The organism is Solimicrobium silvestre, from assembly GCF_002976435.1.
In the GTDB taxonomy this organism is placed as follows: Bacteria; Pseudomonadota; Gammaproteobacteria; order Burkholderiales; family Burkholderiaceae_D; genus Solimicrobium; species Solimicrobium silvestre.
On the sequence record NZ_PUGF01000012.1, the window covers coordinates 128,587 to 146,086 of the forward strand.

General features: G+C 47.3%; 17 protein-coding genes. All 17 read left to right on the forward strand.

The annotated features are described in order from the left end of the window. Positions 1 to 32: 32 nt before the first annotated feature. The 17 genes from S2091_RS13570 to S2091_RS13650 all read left to right on the forward strand — a co-directional run bounded on the left by S2091_RS13570 (position 33) and on the right by S2091_RS13650 (position 17,441). Complete coding sequence (locus S2091_RS13570; protein ID WP_105532481.1) at positions 33 to 545, forward strand: DnaT-like ssDNA-binding protein; 513 nt, start codon at positions 33 to 35, stop codon at positions 543 to 545. Next, a complete protein-coding gene (locus S2091_RS13575; RefSeq protein ID WP_105532482.1) occupies positions 542 to 919 on the forward strand; it encodes a hypothetical protein in 378 nt (125 codons plus the stop codon). Before S2091_RS13570 ends, S2091_RS13575 begins: the two co-directional genes overlap by 4 nt. Before the next feature lie 10 nt (positions 920 to 929). Continuing rightward, positions 930 to 1,337, forward strand: a complete 408-nt coding sequence (locus S2091_RS13580; RefSeq protein WP_105532483.1) for a phage tail terminator-like protein — start codon at positions 930 to 932, stop codon at positions 1,335 to 1,337. A 15-nt stretch (positions 1,338 to 1,352) separates the two neighbouring features. Further along, complete coding sequence (locus S2091_RS13585) at positions 1,353 to 1,847, forward strand: hypothetical protein (protein WP_105532484.1); 495 nt, start codon at positions 1,353 to 1,355, stop codon at positions 1,845 to 1,847. A gap of 115 nt (positions 1,848 to 1,962) precedes the next feature. After that, positions 1,963 to 3,189 (forward strand): phage tail tube protein, encoded by a 1,227-nt coding sequence (locus tag S2091_RS13590; RefSeq protein ID WP_105532485.1) that lies wholly within the window; start codon positions 1,963 to 1,965, stop codon positions 3,187 to 3,189. 87 nt (positions 3,190 to 3,276) lie between these two features. Beyond that, entirely contained in the window at positions 3,277 to 3,702 is a 426-nt protein-coding gene (locus S2091_RS13595; RefSeq protein ID WP_105532486.1) for a hypothetical protein, read from the forward strand. Positions 3,703 to 3,713: 11 nt separating this feature from the next. Continuing rightward, the gene (locus tag S2091_RS13600) at positions 3,714 to 4,058 is read left to right on the forward strand and encodes a phage tail assembly chaperone (protein WP_165794986.1); all 345 of its coding nucleotides are present in this window, start codon (positions 3,714 to 3,716) and stop codon (positions 4,056 to 4,058) included. 53 nt (positions 4,059 to 4,111) lie between these two features. After that, positions 4,112 to 4,459: a hypothetical protein gene (locus tag S2091_RS13605; protein ID WP_105532488.1), complete on the forward strand. Its 348-nt coding sequence runs from the start codon at positions 4,112 to 4,114 to the stop codon at positions 4,457 to 4,459. 91 nt (positions 4,460 to 4,550) lie between these two features. Then, entirely contained in the window at positions 4,551 to 9,251 is a 4,701-nt protein-coding gene (locus S2091_RS13610; RefSeq protein ID WP_105532489.1) for a phage tail length tape measure family protein, read from the forward strand. Continuing rightward, positions 9,248 to 10,714: a hypothetical protein gene (locus tag S2091_RS13615; protein ID WP_105532490.1), complete on the forward strand. Its 1,467-nt coding sequence runs from the start codon at positions 9,248 to 9,250 to the stop codon at positions 10,712 to 10,714. Before S2091_RS13610 ends, S2091_RS13615 begins: the two co-directional genes overlap by 4 nt. Further along, positions 10,714 to 14,280: a beta strand repeat-containing protein gene (locus S2091_RS13620; RefSeq protein ID WP_105532491.1), complete on the forward strand. Its 3,567-nt coding sequence runs from the start codon at positions 10,714 to 10,716 to the stop codon at positions 14,278 to 14,280. The genes S2091_RS13615 and S2091_RS13620 overlap by 1 nt, the downstream gene beginning before the upstream one ends. 4 nt (positions 14,281 to 14,284) lie before the next feature. Further along, the gene (locus tag S2091_RS13625; RefSeq protein WP_105532492.1) at positions 14,285 to 14,911 is read left to right on the forward strand and encodes a DUF4376 domain-containing protein; all 627 of its coding nucleotides are present in this window, start codon (positions 14,285 to 14,287) and stop codon (positions 14,909 to 14,911) included. Further along, positions 14,899 to 15,141, forward strand: a complete 243-nt coding sequence (locus tag S2091_RS13630) for a hypothetical protein (protein WP_105532493.1) — start codon at positions 14,899 to 14,901, stop codon at positions 15,139 to 15,141. Before S2091_RS13625 ends, S2091_RS13630 begins: the two co-directional genes overlap by 13 nt. 11 nt (positions 15,142 to 15,152) lie before the next feature. After that, complete coding sequence (locus S2091_RS13635; RefSeq protein WP_105532494.1) at positions 15,153 to 15,980, forward strand: hypothetical protein; 828 nt, start codon at positions 15,153 to 15,155, stop codon at positions 15,978 to 15,980. Between the two features lie 96 nt (positions 15,981 to 16,076). Continuing rightward, on the forward strand, positions 16,077 to 16,553 hold the full coding sequence (locus tag S2091_RS13640) for a DUF7338 family protein (RefSeq protein WP_105532495.1): 477 nt from the start codon (positions 16,077 to 16,079) through the stop codon (positions 16,551 to 16,553). Between the two features lie 2 nt (positions 16,554 to 16,555). After that, entirely contained in the window at positions 16,556 to 16,918 is a 363-nt protein-coding gene (locus S2091_RS13645; RefSeq protein WP_105532496.1) for a methyl-accepting chemotaxis domain-containing protein, read from the forward strand. 7 nt (positions 16,919 to 16,925) lie between these two features. Further along, positions 16,926 to 17,441 carry a glycoside hydrolase family 19 protein gene (locus S2091_RS13650; protein WP_105532497.1) on the forward strand — a complete coding sequence of 172 codons (516 nt, stop codon included), beginning with the start codon at positions 16,926 to 16,928 and terminating at the stop codon, positions 17,439 to 17,441. Positions 17,442 to 17,500 lie beyond the last annotated feature (59 nt).

Sequence of the window (17,500 nt, forward strand, 5' to 3'; positions counted from 1 at the left end):
CGCTCAAAATATTATTTCAACCAAGGTTAATAATGACAATTATTGTCGAAGATGGTACGGGCGTCACTGGCGCGGAAAGCTACGTTACAGTCGCTTTTTGCACCGCCTACCATGCGGCTAGAAATAACACTGCATGGGCTGCAATCGCCAATGACACTTTGCGAGAAGGGTATTTGCGACTAGCGACCGATTACATGGTGCAAGCTTATCGCGGCAAATGGAAGGGGCTGCGCGCGGGCATTACTCAAGCTCTTGACTGGCCGCGTCGCTCAGTTGTACTAGATGATCTTGCACTGTATTACGCAGTTCCTTACACCATCGTTCCTACGGAAGTTATGAATGCGTGCTGCATTCTGGCATTAAAAGCTAGTGCGGGTGATTTGGCACCGGATTTAGATCGTGCAACGGCGAGTGAAATTGTGGGCCCGATTACAACGACATACTTTGCCGGTTCGCCTCAGCACACTCGGTACCGATCAGTAGATTTATTGCTTAAGCCATATATCGACGGAACAGACACTAACGGGCAGCTGGTGCGCGGATGAGTTTTTATGCTGATGCGGCCAACACGGCCGACAAGTTGCTCAAGAAATATGGGCAAACGGCGATTTTGCGCGTTTTGACTCCAGTTGTATATGATCCAACGAGCATTGTGCCCAGCTCTGCAGCTACTACTGATTATCCAGTAACCGTCGCATTGTTTGACTACACCTGGCGGCAAGGTGGACTGTCCACTACGGCAAATACCATGATCGAGGCTGGCGATAAAGAAATTTACATGAGCGCCGTTGGCCTGACTTTAATTCCGCAACCTGAAAATCAGGTGATTGCGGGCGGACAAACTTGGACAATTAAATCAGTCAAACAAGTAAATCCGGCGGGCACGGCAGTAATTTACACGCTGCAGGGACGCACTTAATGGAAATATTATGAGTGACGTAAAAATAAGAGCCGCACTGGAAACGGCATTGGTTGCTGTTATGCCGACGTTTCAATTTGCGTGGGAAAACGTGATGTTTGTGCCGACAGCTGGCATTCCGTTTGCAAAAGTAACTCTGAAAATGGCACAACCCCAAAATCCTACTCTGGGTGCAGGATTTCACCGTGAACGTGGAATTATGTTTGTTGGCCTGGCTTATCCATTAGGCCAAGGCAGCTTGGCCTCTATGACGCAAGCTGAATTAATTAAAACAGCATTTGCGCGAGGCTCCTCATTTGCAAGTAATGGCGTGACGGTAATCGTCGATTCAACGCCAGAAATTGTGCCGGCTATTACTGATGCAGATCGCTACAACATTCCTGTAAAAATTCGTTTCTGGGCTGATATTTACAACTAGTGTAAAGGCGTAAATATGGCTGGAGAATTTAAACTTGATGTGAGTGCTATGGTCGCCAAGTGTGAAGGGCGAATTAATGAAGTCGTGCAAAAAATAGTGATTGGCATTAGCGCTGAATTAATGGAGAAATCACCCGTTGGTGATCCTGTTTTATGGAAGTCACCGCCGCCAAAAGGTTACATCGGAGGACACTTTAGGGCTAATTGGCAGTATGCCTTTAACGTTCCGCCAGGCGGCATTATTGATGAAATTGACCCGAGCGGCGATGCAACGAAAGATGAAGTGGCAACTCGTGTCAGTTCCACTTTAGGCGATGGCACTCATTATTTGGTGAACAATTTGCCCTACGCGCAGCGACTTGAAAACGGCTGGAGTACTCAAGCGCCAATTGGAATGGTGGCACTCACCGTTGTTGACTTCAGCCTCATTGTTAATGAAGCTGCAAATGGTGTGCAAAACGGTACCAGTAGCGAAGATTTCGCAGCCGGATTTGAAACTTATAAATTATGACTAATTAAGCAGCACCACTGACCCGCGAATAGCGGGTTTTTTTTCGCCCAACGCATTACGTAAGCACATCCATTCACCCGCCTAGTTGCGGGTTTTTTCATTTAAAGGACATACCATGATCGCAACTGGCATCGCAAAGCTACTTCGTTATAAAAAAGAGACTACTTGGGGAGTTCAGGCTAGCAATGTAGGTGGGCAAGCCTTGCGTCGCGTGACAAGTAATCTCGATCTAAAAAAGGCTACGTTCGGATCAAAAGAATTGCGGCCAGACTTTCAGGTTGCTGATTTTCGTCATGGTGGACGCTCTGTTGATGGCACGATTTCCGGTGAATTATCCGTTGGTACTTACGGTGACTTCATGGGATCAATTTGTCGTCAAGCATGGGCAGCTAAAGCCACTACAGGCGCAATAACTACTGTTGCTGCCGCATCTACCGTAGGCGCACAAGGTACGTTTACGTTGTCAGCGGGCTCATTCCTAGCAATGGGCTTCGATAATGGCGATGTCGTGACGTGCACTGGTTGGACAACAACTGGCGCGACAAATAATAACCATAATTTTTATTTAACCAACGTTACCGCCTTGGTGATGACAGGCGTATTTTTGGATGGCGTTCCAATGGGAACCAAGATTGCCGGTGATTCCGTCACGATCACTCAAGCCGGCAAGAAAAATTATCTTGCCACAAGCGGGCAAGTTAATGACAGCTATTCGATTGAACATTGGTTCTCTGATATTCAGCAGTCAGAAACTTTCGTCGGTTGCCGAATTTCTTCGATGGACATTAAATTGCCATCCAACGGCTTTGCGATGATCGACACGGCGTTCATGGGTAAAGACATGATTCCGATGATTACCGGTGGGCCTTACTTTACTTCGCCGGCGTCCATTTCCACAGGTGGAAATTTAGCTGGTGTGAACGGTCAATTGTATGTTCAGGGTAACCAGGTGGGATTAATCACTGGCATGAACATCAAGATCAACGCCAACATGACGTCGGGTGAAGTGATTGGCTCGCCAACCCGCCCCGATGTGTTCATGGGTGCAATGGATGTGTCTGGCCAATTGACCGTGTACTTCATTGATAACGTTATGCGCGATCTATTTGTGAATGAAACCGAGGCGTCAGTACAGGTTGTTTTCACCAGCAATAACACAGCAACAGCCGATTTCATCGCTTTTACTTTACCGCGTATCAAACTAGGTGGCGGCTCAAAAGATGATGGTCAAAAAGGCTTAATCATGACGATGCCATATACCGCGCTGTTGAACATCTACGGCGGCGTAAACCTTGCAACGCCGTACACCACTCTTGCTATTCAAGATTCCCGCGTCCCTTAATTTTTCCTTTTTCCATGTTTCACAGAGACGGATTAGCTATCCGTCTCTCTTTTTGTTCGTCCTTATAAATAACATTGGAGTAATACCATGAGTGCAAAAAATGCAGAAGTTAAAAAAGTTAGCATGTCCCTCAATGATTTAAATATCGTCAAAAAATGTGATGATGCATTTGAATTTGAATACATCAGCGAAACAACCGGCAAAGGCACGGGCGTATTTATTAATGTGCTCGGTAGCCACTCGCCCAAAGTTCAGGGCTATGTACGCCGTGAATTAAATGATCTGCGTAAACAGGCTGAGATGGCGAAAAAGCGCGGTAAGGAAATTGAACGATCGATCGAAGATGACGAAGGATTTAGTAATGAAGCAGCCGCTATTCGAGTTATTGGCTGGCGCGGCATTACAGAGGATTATTCGCCTGAATTGGCAGTCCAGTTAATCGCTAGCAATCCAATAATCCGTGCGCAAATCTACGCCGCCTCTAATGACTTGGAAAATTTTACGAAGGGCTAACTGCTGAATTGTTGCAATTCGCTGAGAATGAGTTTTACCTTTGCGAGTTGCAGCCAGATGGTGCTTCACGGCGGGATATTTACAAGATCGTGGAGCAACAGCTTGGCAGGAAGCCCGACGACTATTTAGAATTACCGTGCCCGCCTGAATTGTTGTATTTATGGAACGTCTTTATTAAGCTCAGTGGTTCGCGTCAGCGCGACGGCATGGGAGGTATGTCTAGCATCAGTTATTTGGAGATGTTAGCTTACGACCAGCTAATGCAATTCGGTCTAACGCCGCAAGATGTAGATATGATTAAGCTGCTGGATGATACATATTTAGTCAGTGCGCGTAAGCCAGTCCGTGCAATTTAATTGGCAACTCCCAATAATTCCGCCTAAACTGGCGGTTTTAATGGAGATTGGTGATGAAAAAAATTATCGTGGCAATCGGACTATTGTTAGCAGCGACTTACGCTCTGGCGGACTGCCCGGCGTTGGAGTATCAGGAAATGAAGGACATGAATACGCCGGATTTAACGGGCGAGTATTGCAAAACGACCGCCAATCAAGATAGGTATTTAAAGTCCAGTAAATCAAATTCTGAGTTACTTGTTTTATCGGAAGGAAAAGAGAGAAATGATTATTTTGAGCTTTTTAAAAAAGACAAAGAATCTGCTGAACAATGCCAATCACAATCCGAGCGAATTAAGCGCGTATTAATTGCAAAAAACACGAGCGAAGAAGATTTAAAAACTGCCTGCCAGAAAAAGTAAAAAAGTAACACCCCCTCAATGGAAGCCCACTGTTTAGTGGGCTTTTTGCATTTCTGCACGCATAAAATTAACAATTACCGGGTATTCATAAATGAGTGATTCTGTTGATATTCAGACGCTAGGCATTGCCGTTGTCGCTACCGGCGCCACGGAAGCCACTGCGCAAGTCAAAGATTTTGGCGATGCTGCCAATGCCGCTGGTGAAAAGGTTAAGGGAGTTACCGCGCCACTCGCTCAGCTCAATGAGAACTTGACTATAACTGAGCGTGCCGCTGCCGCCGCTGCTGCTTCGGCTAATCGTTTGGCGATCGAGCAGCAAGCACTGGGTCGTTCAACTAGCGATCTATCAATTGGTGCGCAAGTCTATCTTGATAAGCTGCGTGAGCAAGCATTGGCAGCACAATCCGGATTAAGTTCGATGGCAGCACAAGCCGAAGCGCTAGGTATTGCCAAATCTGAGTATGAACCATTAATCGAGCAGATCGAAGCTGCCACCGCGTCGTCTCACAAACTTTCTTTTGCCACTGCTGGGGTGACGCGTGAACTGGGTGTGATGGCAGGTGAAATTGCGCGTGGAAATTATGCCAGGCTAGAAGGCTCCATGATGACGCTGGCGAATCGCACTGGTTTACTGACGATGTTGCTAGATCCTTTAGTTCTTGGGGTAGCTGCTGTTGGTGGTGCTTTTATTGCTGCCGGAGTGCTGGCAATTAAGGGAGCGGAAGAATTTAATGCCATTAATTTGGCATTGAACAATACAGGAAATAGTGCAGGGCGCACCGCAGCACAACTCATGGATATGAGTAAGCGTGTAGGTGGTGCATCGGGCGATATTGGTCAGGCCAGAGAAGCGCTAACGTTACTTGCGGCAACCGGTAGGATTTCAGGCGACAACTTGGAAGAATTTGGGAATATAGCTGTTGCCATGGCAAAAAGTACAGGTAGCAGTGTTGGAGATGTTGTAAAGAGCTTAGCTGGCTTATCTGACGATGCACTGAAATGGTCGGAAAATTACCAGAAACAACATCACTTTATGACTGGTGCCGCCTACGATTTAATTAAATCCCTGCACGATGAAGGGGATGAGGCAGCCGCAGTCTCAGTTGTGCTGCAAACGCTTGAGGAATACAACAATCGGATGGCTCCGCCGAAAGAAGCCGGGACAATTTCAAAATGGTGGGAAAGTTGGGTTGATGTAATACACCAGGCGTCGGAAGGATTAAAAAGTATAGGTGTGCCAAATAGTAATTTTGAACAAATTAATATAGCACTTCAAAAACGCACCGAACTTGAAACAACATTGAATTCGGCTAAATCTTCAAGCAGTGCAACTTATATTGCGCAAATTCAGGGTGAGCTTAATGCAAATTTATCGTTAATAAACTCTCTGCGCGATGTCGGAAAAGCTGAATTGCAAAAGGCAAAAGACCAGCAAACAGCTGGTGCAAGCGGTGACCATAAAATTGTCAACGAGGCGTATTTGTCTTCATCACAAAACGCCTCACCCGCACTGCAGCAAGCTCAAGCACTTCTCAAGGATACTGCCGCTTATAAGCAGGCCATTATTGGTTATAAATCCACCGATGAAGAATACATCTTGGCTGTGCAGCGTCATAACGCCAATCAAGCTGCGATTGTGGATAGTTTTTCGACCAAGGATAAGCTATCGGATTATGACAAGTTAACAGATAGCTTAAAGGTTCAGCTAGCAGAGCAAGAGTTACTTCTCTCTGCTGATGGAAAGTTGAGTGCAGGCGAAAAAGAGCGTGCCAAAATTCTACAAGAATTAAATAACGGAACTATCTCATTAACCGCATCGCAACTGGAGTCAGTGCAAGCTAAATTAGCGGAAATTATTGCCGATCAACAGGCTTTGCAGATTAAAAATGATGATATTAAGGCCGCTGAAACGTTGGCTGCCACCCGTCAAAAAGCTATCGATAGCTTAATTACTCAAGCCGAAAAATTAGAAAACTCCAGCAAAGTGCAAGGTAAGGCTAATTCATTAATTGAGGAAGAGACATCGCGCCGCAATGCGAATGAGTTGGCCGTTAAGAAAGAAACGCTCGCCTTAATGGAGCAGCAAAACATTGGCTCGCCAAATTCATCAATGGGCAAAGACATAGATGCAATCAAGCTGGAAATAGATTATCTAGGGCAGTTGAGCGCCGCACAACATCGTGTCGCCACCGATATGAGTTTATCTGAGCAGGCAACCGCTGCGGATAAGGCCAGCAAGGAACTGGACAAATATCTTGATCCACATAGGGCGCAACAGTTTGGCGCATCTATGAAAGCGGCTTTTGGGTCGGCTGGTGCAGCACTGGGTGGCTTGATTGATGCTTTAGGCAAGTATGACAAGGCGCAGGAAGAATCGGATAAGGCAAGAATTAATGCAAAAAAAGAACTTGATGCTCATGCGGTTACCGATATTCAATATCAACAAAGGCTTGCTGACATAACCAACATGCAAGCCCAGCAGCAAATCGGTAGCTACGCTGATATGGCGCAAGCGGCCAGCGGATATTTCGATAAAAATTCAACCGGTTACACGATCATGCAGGATGCCGAAAAAGCCTACCGAGCTATTTCTGCGGCGTTAGCGATGGAGGATTTTTTAGTCAAAAGTGGATTGCAAACCTCGTTTCTTGGATTGTTTGCGGCTAGCAAAGCGACTGCGGCAGCGATTGATACTGCGGCAACCGGTGATTCTGTTGCTAACTCAATGATACGGGCGTCTGCGGATGGAATTGCCGCTTTCGTTAAAACACTGGCATCCATTCCTTATCCATTCAACTTAGTGGCCGCGGCTTCGGTAGCTGCCATTGTTGTCGGCATGGGCGTTAAGCTCAGTGCGGCTCATGCGGGAGGTGAATCAACTTCCGCGTCTGACCAGGCTGCAACCGGTACCGGCACTGTATTGGGTGATCCAACAGGTAAATCAGATTCGGTTAATGCCTCACTAAAATTAATTGCAGCTAACTCAACTTCGCAACTATCGCAAACAGGTCAGTTATTGACGGCGTTTAACTCACTCTCAGCAACACTAGCAAACATGACCACGACTATTTTGCAATCAGCAGGCATTGGTATAGCTGGTGGCGTGAATTCTCCGGTTTCGCTTACTGCGAATAGCTCCGAAGCAAATAGCCTTAATAGCATGTTAAACACGGTTCGCTTGGGTGTTGGGGATAGCATTACAACCAAAATTACCAATGCAGTTTCCAATGCCATTTTTGGCGGTAGTCAAACATTAACCGGGCAAGGAATATCGTCAAATAATGCAACAGTTGCGCAAGTGGCCGCCGGTGGATTCCAAGCAAGTAGCTATGCCAATATCAGCACAAGCGGCGGCTGGTTCCATGGTGACAGCAACTCAACTCAAACTAATTCTTTGGGTTCAGCTACAAATCAGCAGTTCAGTTTAGCAATCGGTCAGATGGCATCATCAATTAGTGATGCGGCTAGTTTAATTGGGATTAGTGGGCCTGCATTCACTGCGAATTTAAATAATTTCGTGGTGAGTATCGGCAAGATTGATACAAAGGGCATGACGACCACGCAAGTGGAAGCGGCCTTGCAAACTGCGTTTGCGGCAATGGGCGACAAAATGGCGACGTGGGCTGTCGCTGGTATTGGTAAATTCACGCAAGCCGGTGAGGGTGCATTGCAAACATTGGTTCGTGTTGCCACTGATTACGCAACTATAGATTCTGATTTGGCGGGTGTGGGGATGACATTTGGCGCTGTTGGCTTGGCAAGCGTCGGCGCGCGCGAAAATCTTATTTCCTTGGCAGGTGGACTAACCACATTAACATCAGGCATTCAGTTTGTTCAGTCAAACTTTATGAATCAAGCGCAGCAGTCCGCCCCGTTGGTTGCTGATTTAACTCAAAAAATGGGTGCGTTAGGTTTGGGTGCTATTACGACGCAAGCCCAGTTTTTAGCTTTATATCAAAGCCTTAATTTAAATACGGCCGCAGGGCAAAGCATGCTGGTGTCGTTAAATCAAATCGCGCCTGAGTTTCAGCAAGTGTCCGATTATCAAACGGCATTAGCAGCAGGGACTCTGAAATTAACTTCCCAGCAAACAGCCGCGCAAACCACACTGCAAAATGCGTACAGCGCGCAAGCAACCGCCTTAAACAGCGTCATCAGCGCAATGGGTTCGTTTGCAACGGCAACTGACCAATTCCGCACTAGCTTGCAACTTGGCAGCTTATCGACGTTGACACCGGCTCAGCAATACGCTGCCGCGCAACAGCAATATCAATCCGTGTTAGGTAATTTGAATAGCAGCGACCCGACCACGCAAGCGAATGCGCAAGGGCAACTGCAAAGTGCGTCAACGGCATTTTTGACAGCATCACAAACCTATAACGCTTCAAGCGTGCAGTATCAATCCGATTACGCCAAGGTACAAGCCAACCTGGCTGCTGTAGTCACTGGCGCAACAGCACAATCGAATACAGCGACCCAGCAACTTGCTGCACTTAATACGCAAGTCGCAGGATTAATCACTGTCAATGCCAGCGTGCTAACCGTTCAGCAGGGAACCATTGCTGTGACCAATGCGGTTAATGCTATGAATGCTTCATTGGGTACAAATTTAACTGCTGCAGTAAATGCCTTAATTGCACAAGTTGCCGCTCAAAGTAATGCGCAGGCAGCACAAACGGCAGCAAGCATTGCGGCAAATAATATAGCGAATGCCAATGCGGCAAAAACTATTGCGGACCGCCTTGATGTATTCAATCCCACCAACGGGCGAACAAGGATACAGCTAGCATGACCGACGCTCAATTTCAGGCGTGGCTGACCAGTCCAGCGTCGATACCAATTGTTTTGATTGAGGCGCATGTGAATTCCGGCGGCGTGGAAACGGTACGCTATCTTTCCACAGATATGTATAACACTGGCGCAGCCGATACACCGGCCAATACCTGCTACCAGCCGCGCTTGACTGGTGCGCTCACGTTTACTGAGCAAGTGGTCATTGATAATTCAGCCGGCGTTAGTTCATCTACTATCGAGCTTGAAAATTCCGACGGCGCACTGGATTTATGGCTGTTGGATATTTGGAATAATCGGCAAATCATCGCCTATATTGGCGACCCACGTTGGGCAAGGTCGGATTTTCGCGTCATCTTCAATGGCATTATTGTAGATATGGATTGCACCACGCGCGATAAGCCGATTTTTAATTTGGCCGATCAACTCCAATTGCTGAATACGCCTGTTACAGCAACATTGCTGGGTGGGACAACTCCCAATTCAACGCAATTGATTCCACTGTGCTTTGGTGAGTGCCATAACGTTACGCCATTACTGACGAACCCGGCAACATTGGAATATGCGGTGCATAACGGGCAGGTTGCAAATATTTTTGAGGTCCGTGATAACGGAGTTCCAATTACCGCTAATATTACCAATGCAACAGGGCGCTTCACGCTCAATGCTCCACCTGTCGGAACGATTACAGCTAGCGTGCAGGGCGATGCGCCCGCCGGGGTTTATACCAATACCATTGCCGGAATTGTCCAGCGCTTGGTAACTGGTTTTGGTACAAATCCATTCGCCACTGGAAACCTAGATTCAGTCAATTTTTCAGCGTTCGCAACCGCCAACCCGCAACCAGTCGGCATTTATTTAAGCAGCTCAACAAACGTATTGGACGCATGTGCACAACTTGCTTCCAGTGTTGGCGCGCAGCTTGTTATGGCGCGAACCGGTCTGCTGCAGCTCATTCAGATTGCTTTGCCCGCTATTGGCACACCTACAGTTATTACGCAAAATCAAATCATAGAACAAACATTAATGCCAACAGCCAGAACCGATGTTGCTGCTGGTGTGATGCTTGGTTTTTGCCTAAATTACACCGTGCAAGCTAACTTACTCACCAATTTACCGGTCGGTGATGCGGATATGTTCGCGTTGGATTACATGATTGTGAACATGGTGGATGCGCCGACACAAGCCATGTACAAAATGACCGCCGCGCCAGCACAGCAAAACACGTTACTGCTTGTTCAGTCGGACGCAACAAGCGAAGCAACACGTCGTTTGAATTTATGGAAAAAACCGCACATTACCTATCAATTTGAAGGTACAACGAGCTTGCTTGCTTTGGTGTTAGGGCAGGCGGCCACGATTATAAACCCACGTTTCGGCATGTCAGCAGGCTCAACGGGCATGGTCATTTCACTTGCCCCTGACTGGACATCTGGTCGCGTAGTGGTGGAGGTTCTAATTTAATGCCAACTATTGTTAATTACCGCGATGTTATATTGCAGTCGCATTCGCCAAGGGTTCTGTCGGATAACACGCTTTCTATTGCAGAAAAACCGGCGCTGATTTTGCAGTACGCGACGATTCTTAGTCAGCAAACGAGCATGGATGCGCAGGCGACGGCCTATGGATTAACCGCACTTCAAGCCACTTATGATGCGTCGATTGCTACGTTAACAGCACACTTAGCTACGTTAACAAATCCGGTTGCGTGGAATAATTTAACCAATACAACCAACTTGCCGCTAACTGGCACGTATTTACGCAGCCTAATATCGGCAACAGTTGTAGCTGAAGCCAATATCGCAACAGCTATTTCTAACTCGACCCTATCTAGTTTATCTACTATTGCCTCATCAAATATTCTGACTCCAAGTGGCAGAAATGAGGTCAACATAGATATGTACGCCATATTGCAAGGCCAAGCCAGCTTAGATAGTCAGGCAGCGCAGATGGGTGTTAGCCACACAGCATATGACGCTGCGATTTCAACGCTAAGCACCTATTTAGCCACATTGGGCTACCCATCCGGCGCCGCATGGACAAGCGCAACAGGTAACATCGCCATTGTTGGCTCTACCTTCATAGCTGACTTTCAAGCTGTGTACGCTGCTCAGCAATTACTGATCAATGCAACGACTGGCGCAGTTGCTGCACTGCCGGTTGGCTTGGGTAACATGATTAATAATTCAGGGCCGGTGCCGGGTGACATGACTGGTTATGTCACAGGCTTCAATACTACTGGACTGACACCAATACTTGCGCCCAGTGTTGATCCAAACAGACCTACAGGGCAGGGCGGGATAACTGTTACTAGCTCAGGTACGCCTGCATCAGGTACGTACCACCTTTTACAGCCTAATGCAGGCGTTAATATGCCTGTTGTTGTTGGACAGCTTTACGAGTTGAGTTCCTACATTGCTGCGTTTAACTGCACATCAAATGTCTATCTCAATTGGCTTAATTCCGCGGGTACAATTATTGGCTCAGCTGGCGGTACGCAATTAGTAAGTAACGGCAGTTCGACTACTACTGGAATACTTGGAAACTGGCAGCGCTCTTACTTGTTAGCTACTGCCCCTGTGGGCACCGCTTCTGCAGCCATCTATGTAGAAACTGTTTACACTGGCGCAGCTACGCCTAAAACTTGCGCATCCATGCTGTATTTCGCGCAAGCAGTCACAGGCCAGACGGCCTTGTCTGCATGGGTTGATGGTAATACGGCTAACTGGTCGTCCAACGTCATTGGTGCGCCTGCAGTAACTGCTAGTATCGTGAGCGCACAAACGCAGGCAAACCTTGGCGTGACAAATGCATCAACAGCTAATACACAGCTCGCCAGTATCGCATCCCTGAATGTGCTTGCAATGCAGGATAAGCCGGTAGTCGTTCAAGATTTTCAAGCAATTCTTAATGACCAAGTTGGTATTGCGGCTCAAGCGACGGCAGTTGGGGTAAGTAGTACTGCTTACTACACAGCAATCAATGCACTTAATGCCTACCTAGGCAGTTTATCTCCCGCATGGAACGATGCAACCCAGAATACAACGATCGTCGGTACTACATTTGACGCGAATTTTGCGGCTGTGTACACGCAACGGCAAATCGTATTGAATGCTACAGCAGCAGCCGTGGCAGCACTTCCTGCCGGACTTGGTAATATGATCAATAACTCTGGCCCAGTACCAGGGGATTTTACCGGCTACGTCCTTGATAACAATACTACAGGGCTGACCCCAATCATCGCAGCAAGCCCCGATCCATACCGCCCAACTGGGCAGGGGGGTGTTTATGTTGAATTTGCAGGTACGCCAGCAGCAGCTACATACACTCTTTTACACCCCAATGCAGCTATCAACATACCTGTAGCTGCATTGCAGACCTACGAATTTAGTGTGTATCTAGGTGCCTATAGAACATCTGCCTATGTGCTCATACAGTGGCTTAATTCTTCCGGCGCGATTATCTCAGGCGCCCAGGGAAATACATTAACAGATGTAACTTCATCGGGGCCATTGTCCGGGTGGGCGCGATCTTTCGTAATTGCGCAGGCACCTTCCGGTGCAGTAACTGCCAATATTGGCGTGCTATCTCTTTACACCGGCGAGGCTAACCCTTACACCTTCTGTTCAATGTGGTACTTCGCAGCAGCAAAAGTAGGGCAAACACTTCCTTCAGCTTGGTCGGACGGAAACACTGCAAATTGGGCGACGAATGTTATTGGTGCTGCTGCGATCAATGCTAGCATCTTAGCCGCACAGAATCAGATTGCCGCAATAGGTAGCACGAACGTCTTGTCCATGGGTGAGAAGACAAGCGTGATCGTAGATTGGAATTCGATTGTAAATACACAGGCTGGCATCGACGCACAAGCTGCTGCAGTGGGCGTAAGTCACGTTGCTTATGACGCAGCTGTCAGCGCACTTTCCACGTATCTCGGCGCAATGTCCCCAGCGTGGAATGACACGACACAGAACACAACAATTGTGGGCGCAACTTTTATTGCTAACTGGCAGGCCGTTTATGTCGCTGAGCAGGCTTTGTTGAATGCGATTGGTAGTGCAACGGCGAATGCTGGCGGCGGAAATCTATTGATGAATTCTGACTTCGGGAACGGAGTTAATGGCTATAACGCCTACAACAATGGGGCGACGCCTATAGCGACTATCACAGCACAGAGTGCCGGTGGTGCAATTACTCCAGGCACATATGTGCAGGTGATATGCAATGGAGCTGGATCGACAAGTTTTGGAACTTGGTTTGCTTCCTCCCTGTTCGGTGGGTTCTTCGCCAACACCAGCTATGTGATTAGTTTTTACGCTGTTTCTAATGGATCAGTAATGGGAGCGCCAATGAATCTTGGGTGGAATCACTCACCTGCAACAGCCACATGGCTATTGAATCCTCCGTTAAACGGAAATTGGCAGCGTTACGCGGTGCTTGTTAATTTTGGAGCTAATACGGTAGATACGGGAATGTTTTTGACATCTACGAATATGCCTGCGATTGGTAATGTGATTGATTTCAGTAACTTAATGGTGCAAGTTGGGTCTGTACCGACTGCTTGGCAACCGTGCCCTGTGTCGGCAATGAATCCAATTACTTCGACGAATTCTGGATCTATGGTCGGAGCTGCGGCTGTTACAACTACCCATTTGATACCCAATGCGGCAACCTATCCGCTATCTGCATTTACCGCAGCAGGTACAGGCTCGCTAACGGCAGCTACAACCGTACAAACTTTGACTTATACATCAACAGGAGCGGTGACAAACATCCAGTTTAGCCTCGGACTGATTCAGGGTGCCGGCGTGGCTACCTATCCAACTATTAGCATAACAAGAAATGGCACCACAATTTATTCATGGGAAACGCAAACAAGTACAGCGGGCGAGTGGAGCTTTTCTGCGGGCATTGCAGATACTCCACTAGCAGGATCGGTAACATACAACCTTGTCTTAACACCGGTTAGCTCAAGTTTTCCTGAGCAGGCTTTTAATCGCCTGTTGTTAGCTATTGAATTTAGGAGGTAGGAAAATGAATAGCTACGGTATATACAATGCAACTTCAGGCGTGATCAATAGAATAATCTCAACGGATCAAAATAATATCGCGCTAAATGTTCAAGCTGGTGAATCTGCCATTATCCTTTTGAACGATGAAACCGACGATAAGTTCTATGTCTCTAACGGCATCATCACTGCTTACACATCGACAGAACTCCAACTAATCGCTACGCTGCCGATAGGCTGTATTTGGTCAATGCCTTCTAGAGCAGTCGTCGATACGGCAGTTATGGCCGATATTCAAGCAAGGGCTTGCGCTGCTATCAATGTCAAGCGTGATGCTGTAATAGCAGCGTTCGATCAGTTCACTTACAACGGTGTTGTCTACGATGGCGATGTGCTTGCACAGGCTAATATTCAAATGACCATCGACGTCATCACGGCAGGAATACCTCTGCCGGCCAACTTTGAGTGGCGTGCTTCGGATAATTCGATGCACCCAATGGCTGCAGCAGATGTGATTAGCATGAACGCAGCAAGATTGGTAGCGCAGGCAACTCTGGTATTTGCTACCTACAGCACATCCTGGACGTTAAAAGCCCAAATTAATTCAGCAACAACACGTCAACAAGTGGAGGCAATTACATGGAGCAGTTAAAAGCGTATCTTTGGAATATTTTAGTTAGCCTAGATCGAGTGGTAAATACAATGTTAGGCGGCAGCCCTGAAATGACACTCAGCGGCAGAATGGGGCGCGACATAGCGCTTGGTGAATGCGCGCTTTGCAAGCCAATTTGCTGGTTGTTGAATAAAATTCAATCGAATCACTGCGCTATGGCCGCATCAAATGAATCGACATTTGGTAGCGATGCTATATCTAAGGAATAGGGCAAACAATCATGACAGCAATGCGCGTACTTAGCTCAAATTTGGCGGACTCCTCAACCACAACTGCCTCTACAACAGCCGGTGCGTATGTGGCAGCTAATTTGGCTCTCGATACTAAATCACTCGTATGGCGCGCCACTGGTTTATCTGCCACATTAAGCTGTGTTTGGGGTTCGACGCAAAATATTAATTGCGTAATTCTCCCATTTAATAACTTTACTCCGGCAGCAACCATTCGCGTGCAGGGATACAGCGATTCGGCCGGGACAATCTTAGTGGTTGATACCGGTACGATTCCAGCCAATCCAGCACCGGCAACTATTCTAAATGGGTTCACTCTGCTAGCGTCACAAAGCGCATATGCCTACGGCGGCGGTTCTTATGCGATGGCGTACTTTGCACTAACCGGCGTTCAAAAAATTGTCGTCACGCTGAACGACAGCGCCAACACAGCCGGGTATCTTGAGGTTTCGCGACTGCTGGCCGGCGCGTACTGGTCGCCAGCCTATAACGCTGATATGGGGGCCAGCCTAACCTTGCAAGATACCTCAAAAAATGTGCGCAGTGAGGGCGGTGACCTGATTACGGCGCTAGGAACGTTCAACCGCAAACTAGGTTTTACGCTCAGCAAAATGTCGCCCGCTGACCGCGCCGCCCTGACTATTATATTTCGTAGCAATGGATTTAGAAGTCCGATGTTCATCAGCATGTTTCCACAAAATACCGATTCTCAACTGGAAGACGATCACCAAATTTACGGCAAGCTCACTGCTATGTCAGCAATGACTATTCCGGTTTATAGCGCCTATTCGGCCCCGTTGGAAATCGAGGAAGTTTAAATTTAAGCACTACCCGTTGAGATTTTTTGAATACCTAGCTGTTTACCACCAAACATAAAACCGCCTTAGTGCGGTTTTTTACATTTAGAGGTTCCTATGATATTTCTTTATCCATTCTTAGCTTGTTTTAGCCTGCTGATCACCATCTTTTCCATGCTGGTCCTTAACTGGATAGTCGTTCTGTTTGTTGATGCCAAAGGCAATTTGCCACCCTGGCTGAGTTATTTCCAAACTTTCGACGCACCTTTGCCGACCGGCTACTTAACCGGCGTCATGTGGTTGATGCGAAATCCGACCTATGGATTTGACTATTTTGTCTTCGGGATACCTTGGGACCCAGATGAATGGACGGTTCAATTATTCCGAACTAACGCAACCCGCGATTTCTTTATAGCCACCAGTAAAAACGGTGGCTTTAATTTTTATTACCTAGGCACTTTGGGCATGTACAAGTTCGGCTGGAAGGCTTGGAACTGCTTTGACAGTGCAACAGGTAAGTTCAGTGGTACTTTTGGCGATGGGTCGCATGTGCCTATCTGCATCACCTTCAATCCATTTAAAACGAAAGTGTAAGCATGCAAAAACAAATCGATGCGATCAATGAGCGCTTGGATGCCGGACAGGGCAAGTTTGGCGAGGTGGCTGATGCGCTCAGCAAGATAACTGCGCATCTTCAAAGCCAGGATGCGGCTATGTCGCTGATGGCCGATAAAGTGAACCAAAACGCCGAGGGCACACAGTCAATCCTTGAAATGTGGAATGGTGGCGTTAAAACTGTGCGGTTTTTTTGCCGGCTGGCAGAGGGGTGGCGCTTTTTTATCAGGGAAATGTTAATCCCTGTGTTTTTACCATTGATGGGTATTGGTGTGGTTATTTACTATTTCAACCATGGCGACTTCCCGAAATGGGCCGCCGCGTTATTTAAATTGATCGCATAAGTAGATCATGGATATTTCTCAGCTTCAAAAAATCATGCCGCTGGCGCGTCAGCGAGCAAATACGTTTCTAGATCCGCTAATAGCGGCCATGTCCGAATTTGAAATTAATACGCCAATGCGGCAAGCGGCGTTTTTAGCTCAAGTCGCGCATGAAAGTGGACAGCTTTTATACGTACTTGAATTGGCAAGTGGCGAAGCGTATGAGGGGCGCAAGGATTTGGGGAATACCCAGTCCGGAGATGGTCCGCGCTTTAAGGGGCGTGGATTAATCCAGATTACTGGGCGAACCAACTACGCAGCCATGTCGGAAGCATTGAAACTCGATTGCGTGAATCACCCTGAATTACTGGAGCTGCCAACCAATGCCTGCAGATCGGCGGGATGGTTCTGGAAAAACCACGGACTTAACGTACTAGCCGACTCTCAGTCGTTTATCACGATTACGCGGCGAATAAATGGCGGTACCAATGGACTCGCTGATCGCCAGGCTTTGTATGCCATTGCAAAAAAGGTGTTGTTGTAATTTAAACGCATTAATTAATTTTATTAAGGTCACTTTGGTGGCCTTTTTTTATGGGTGAA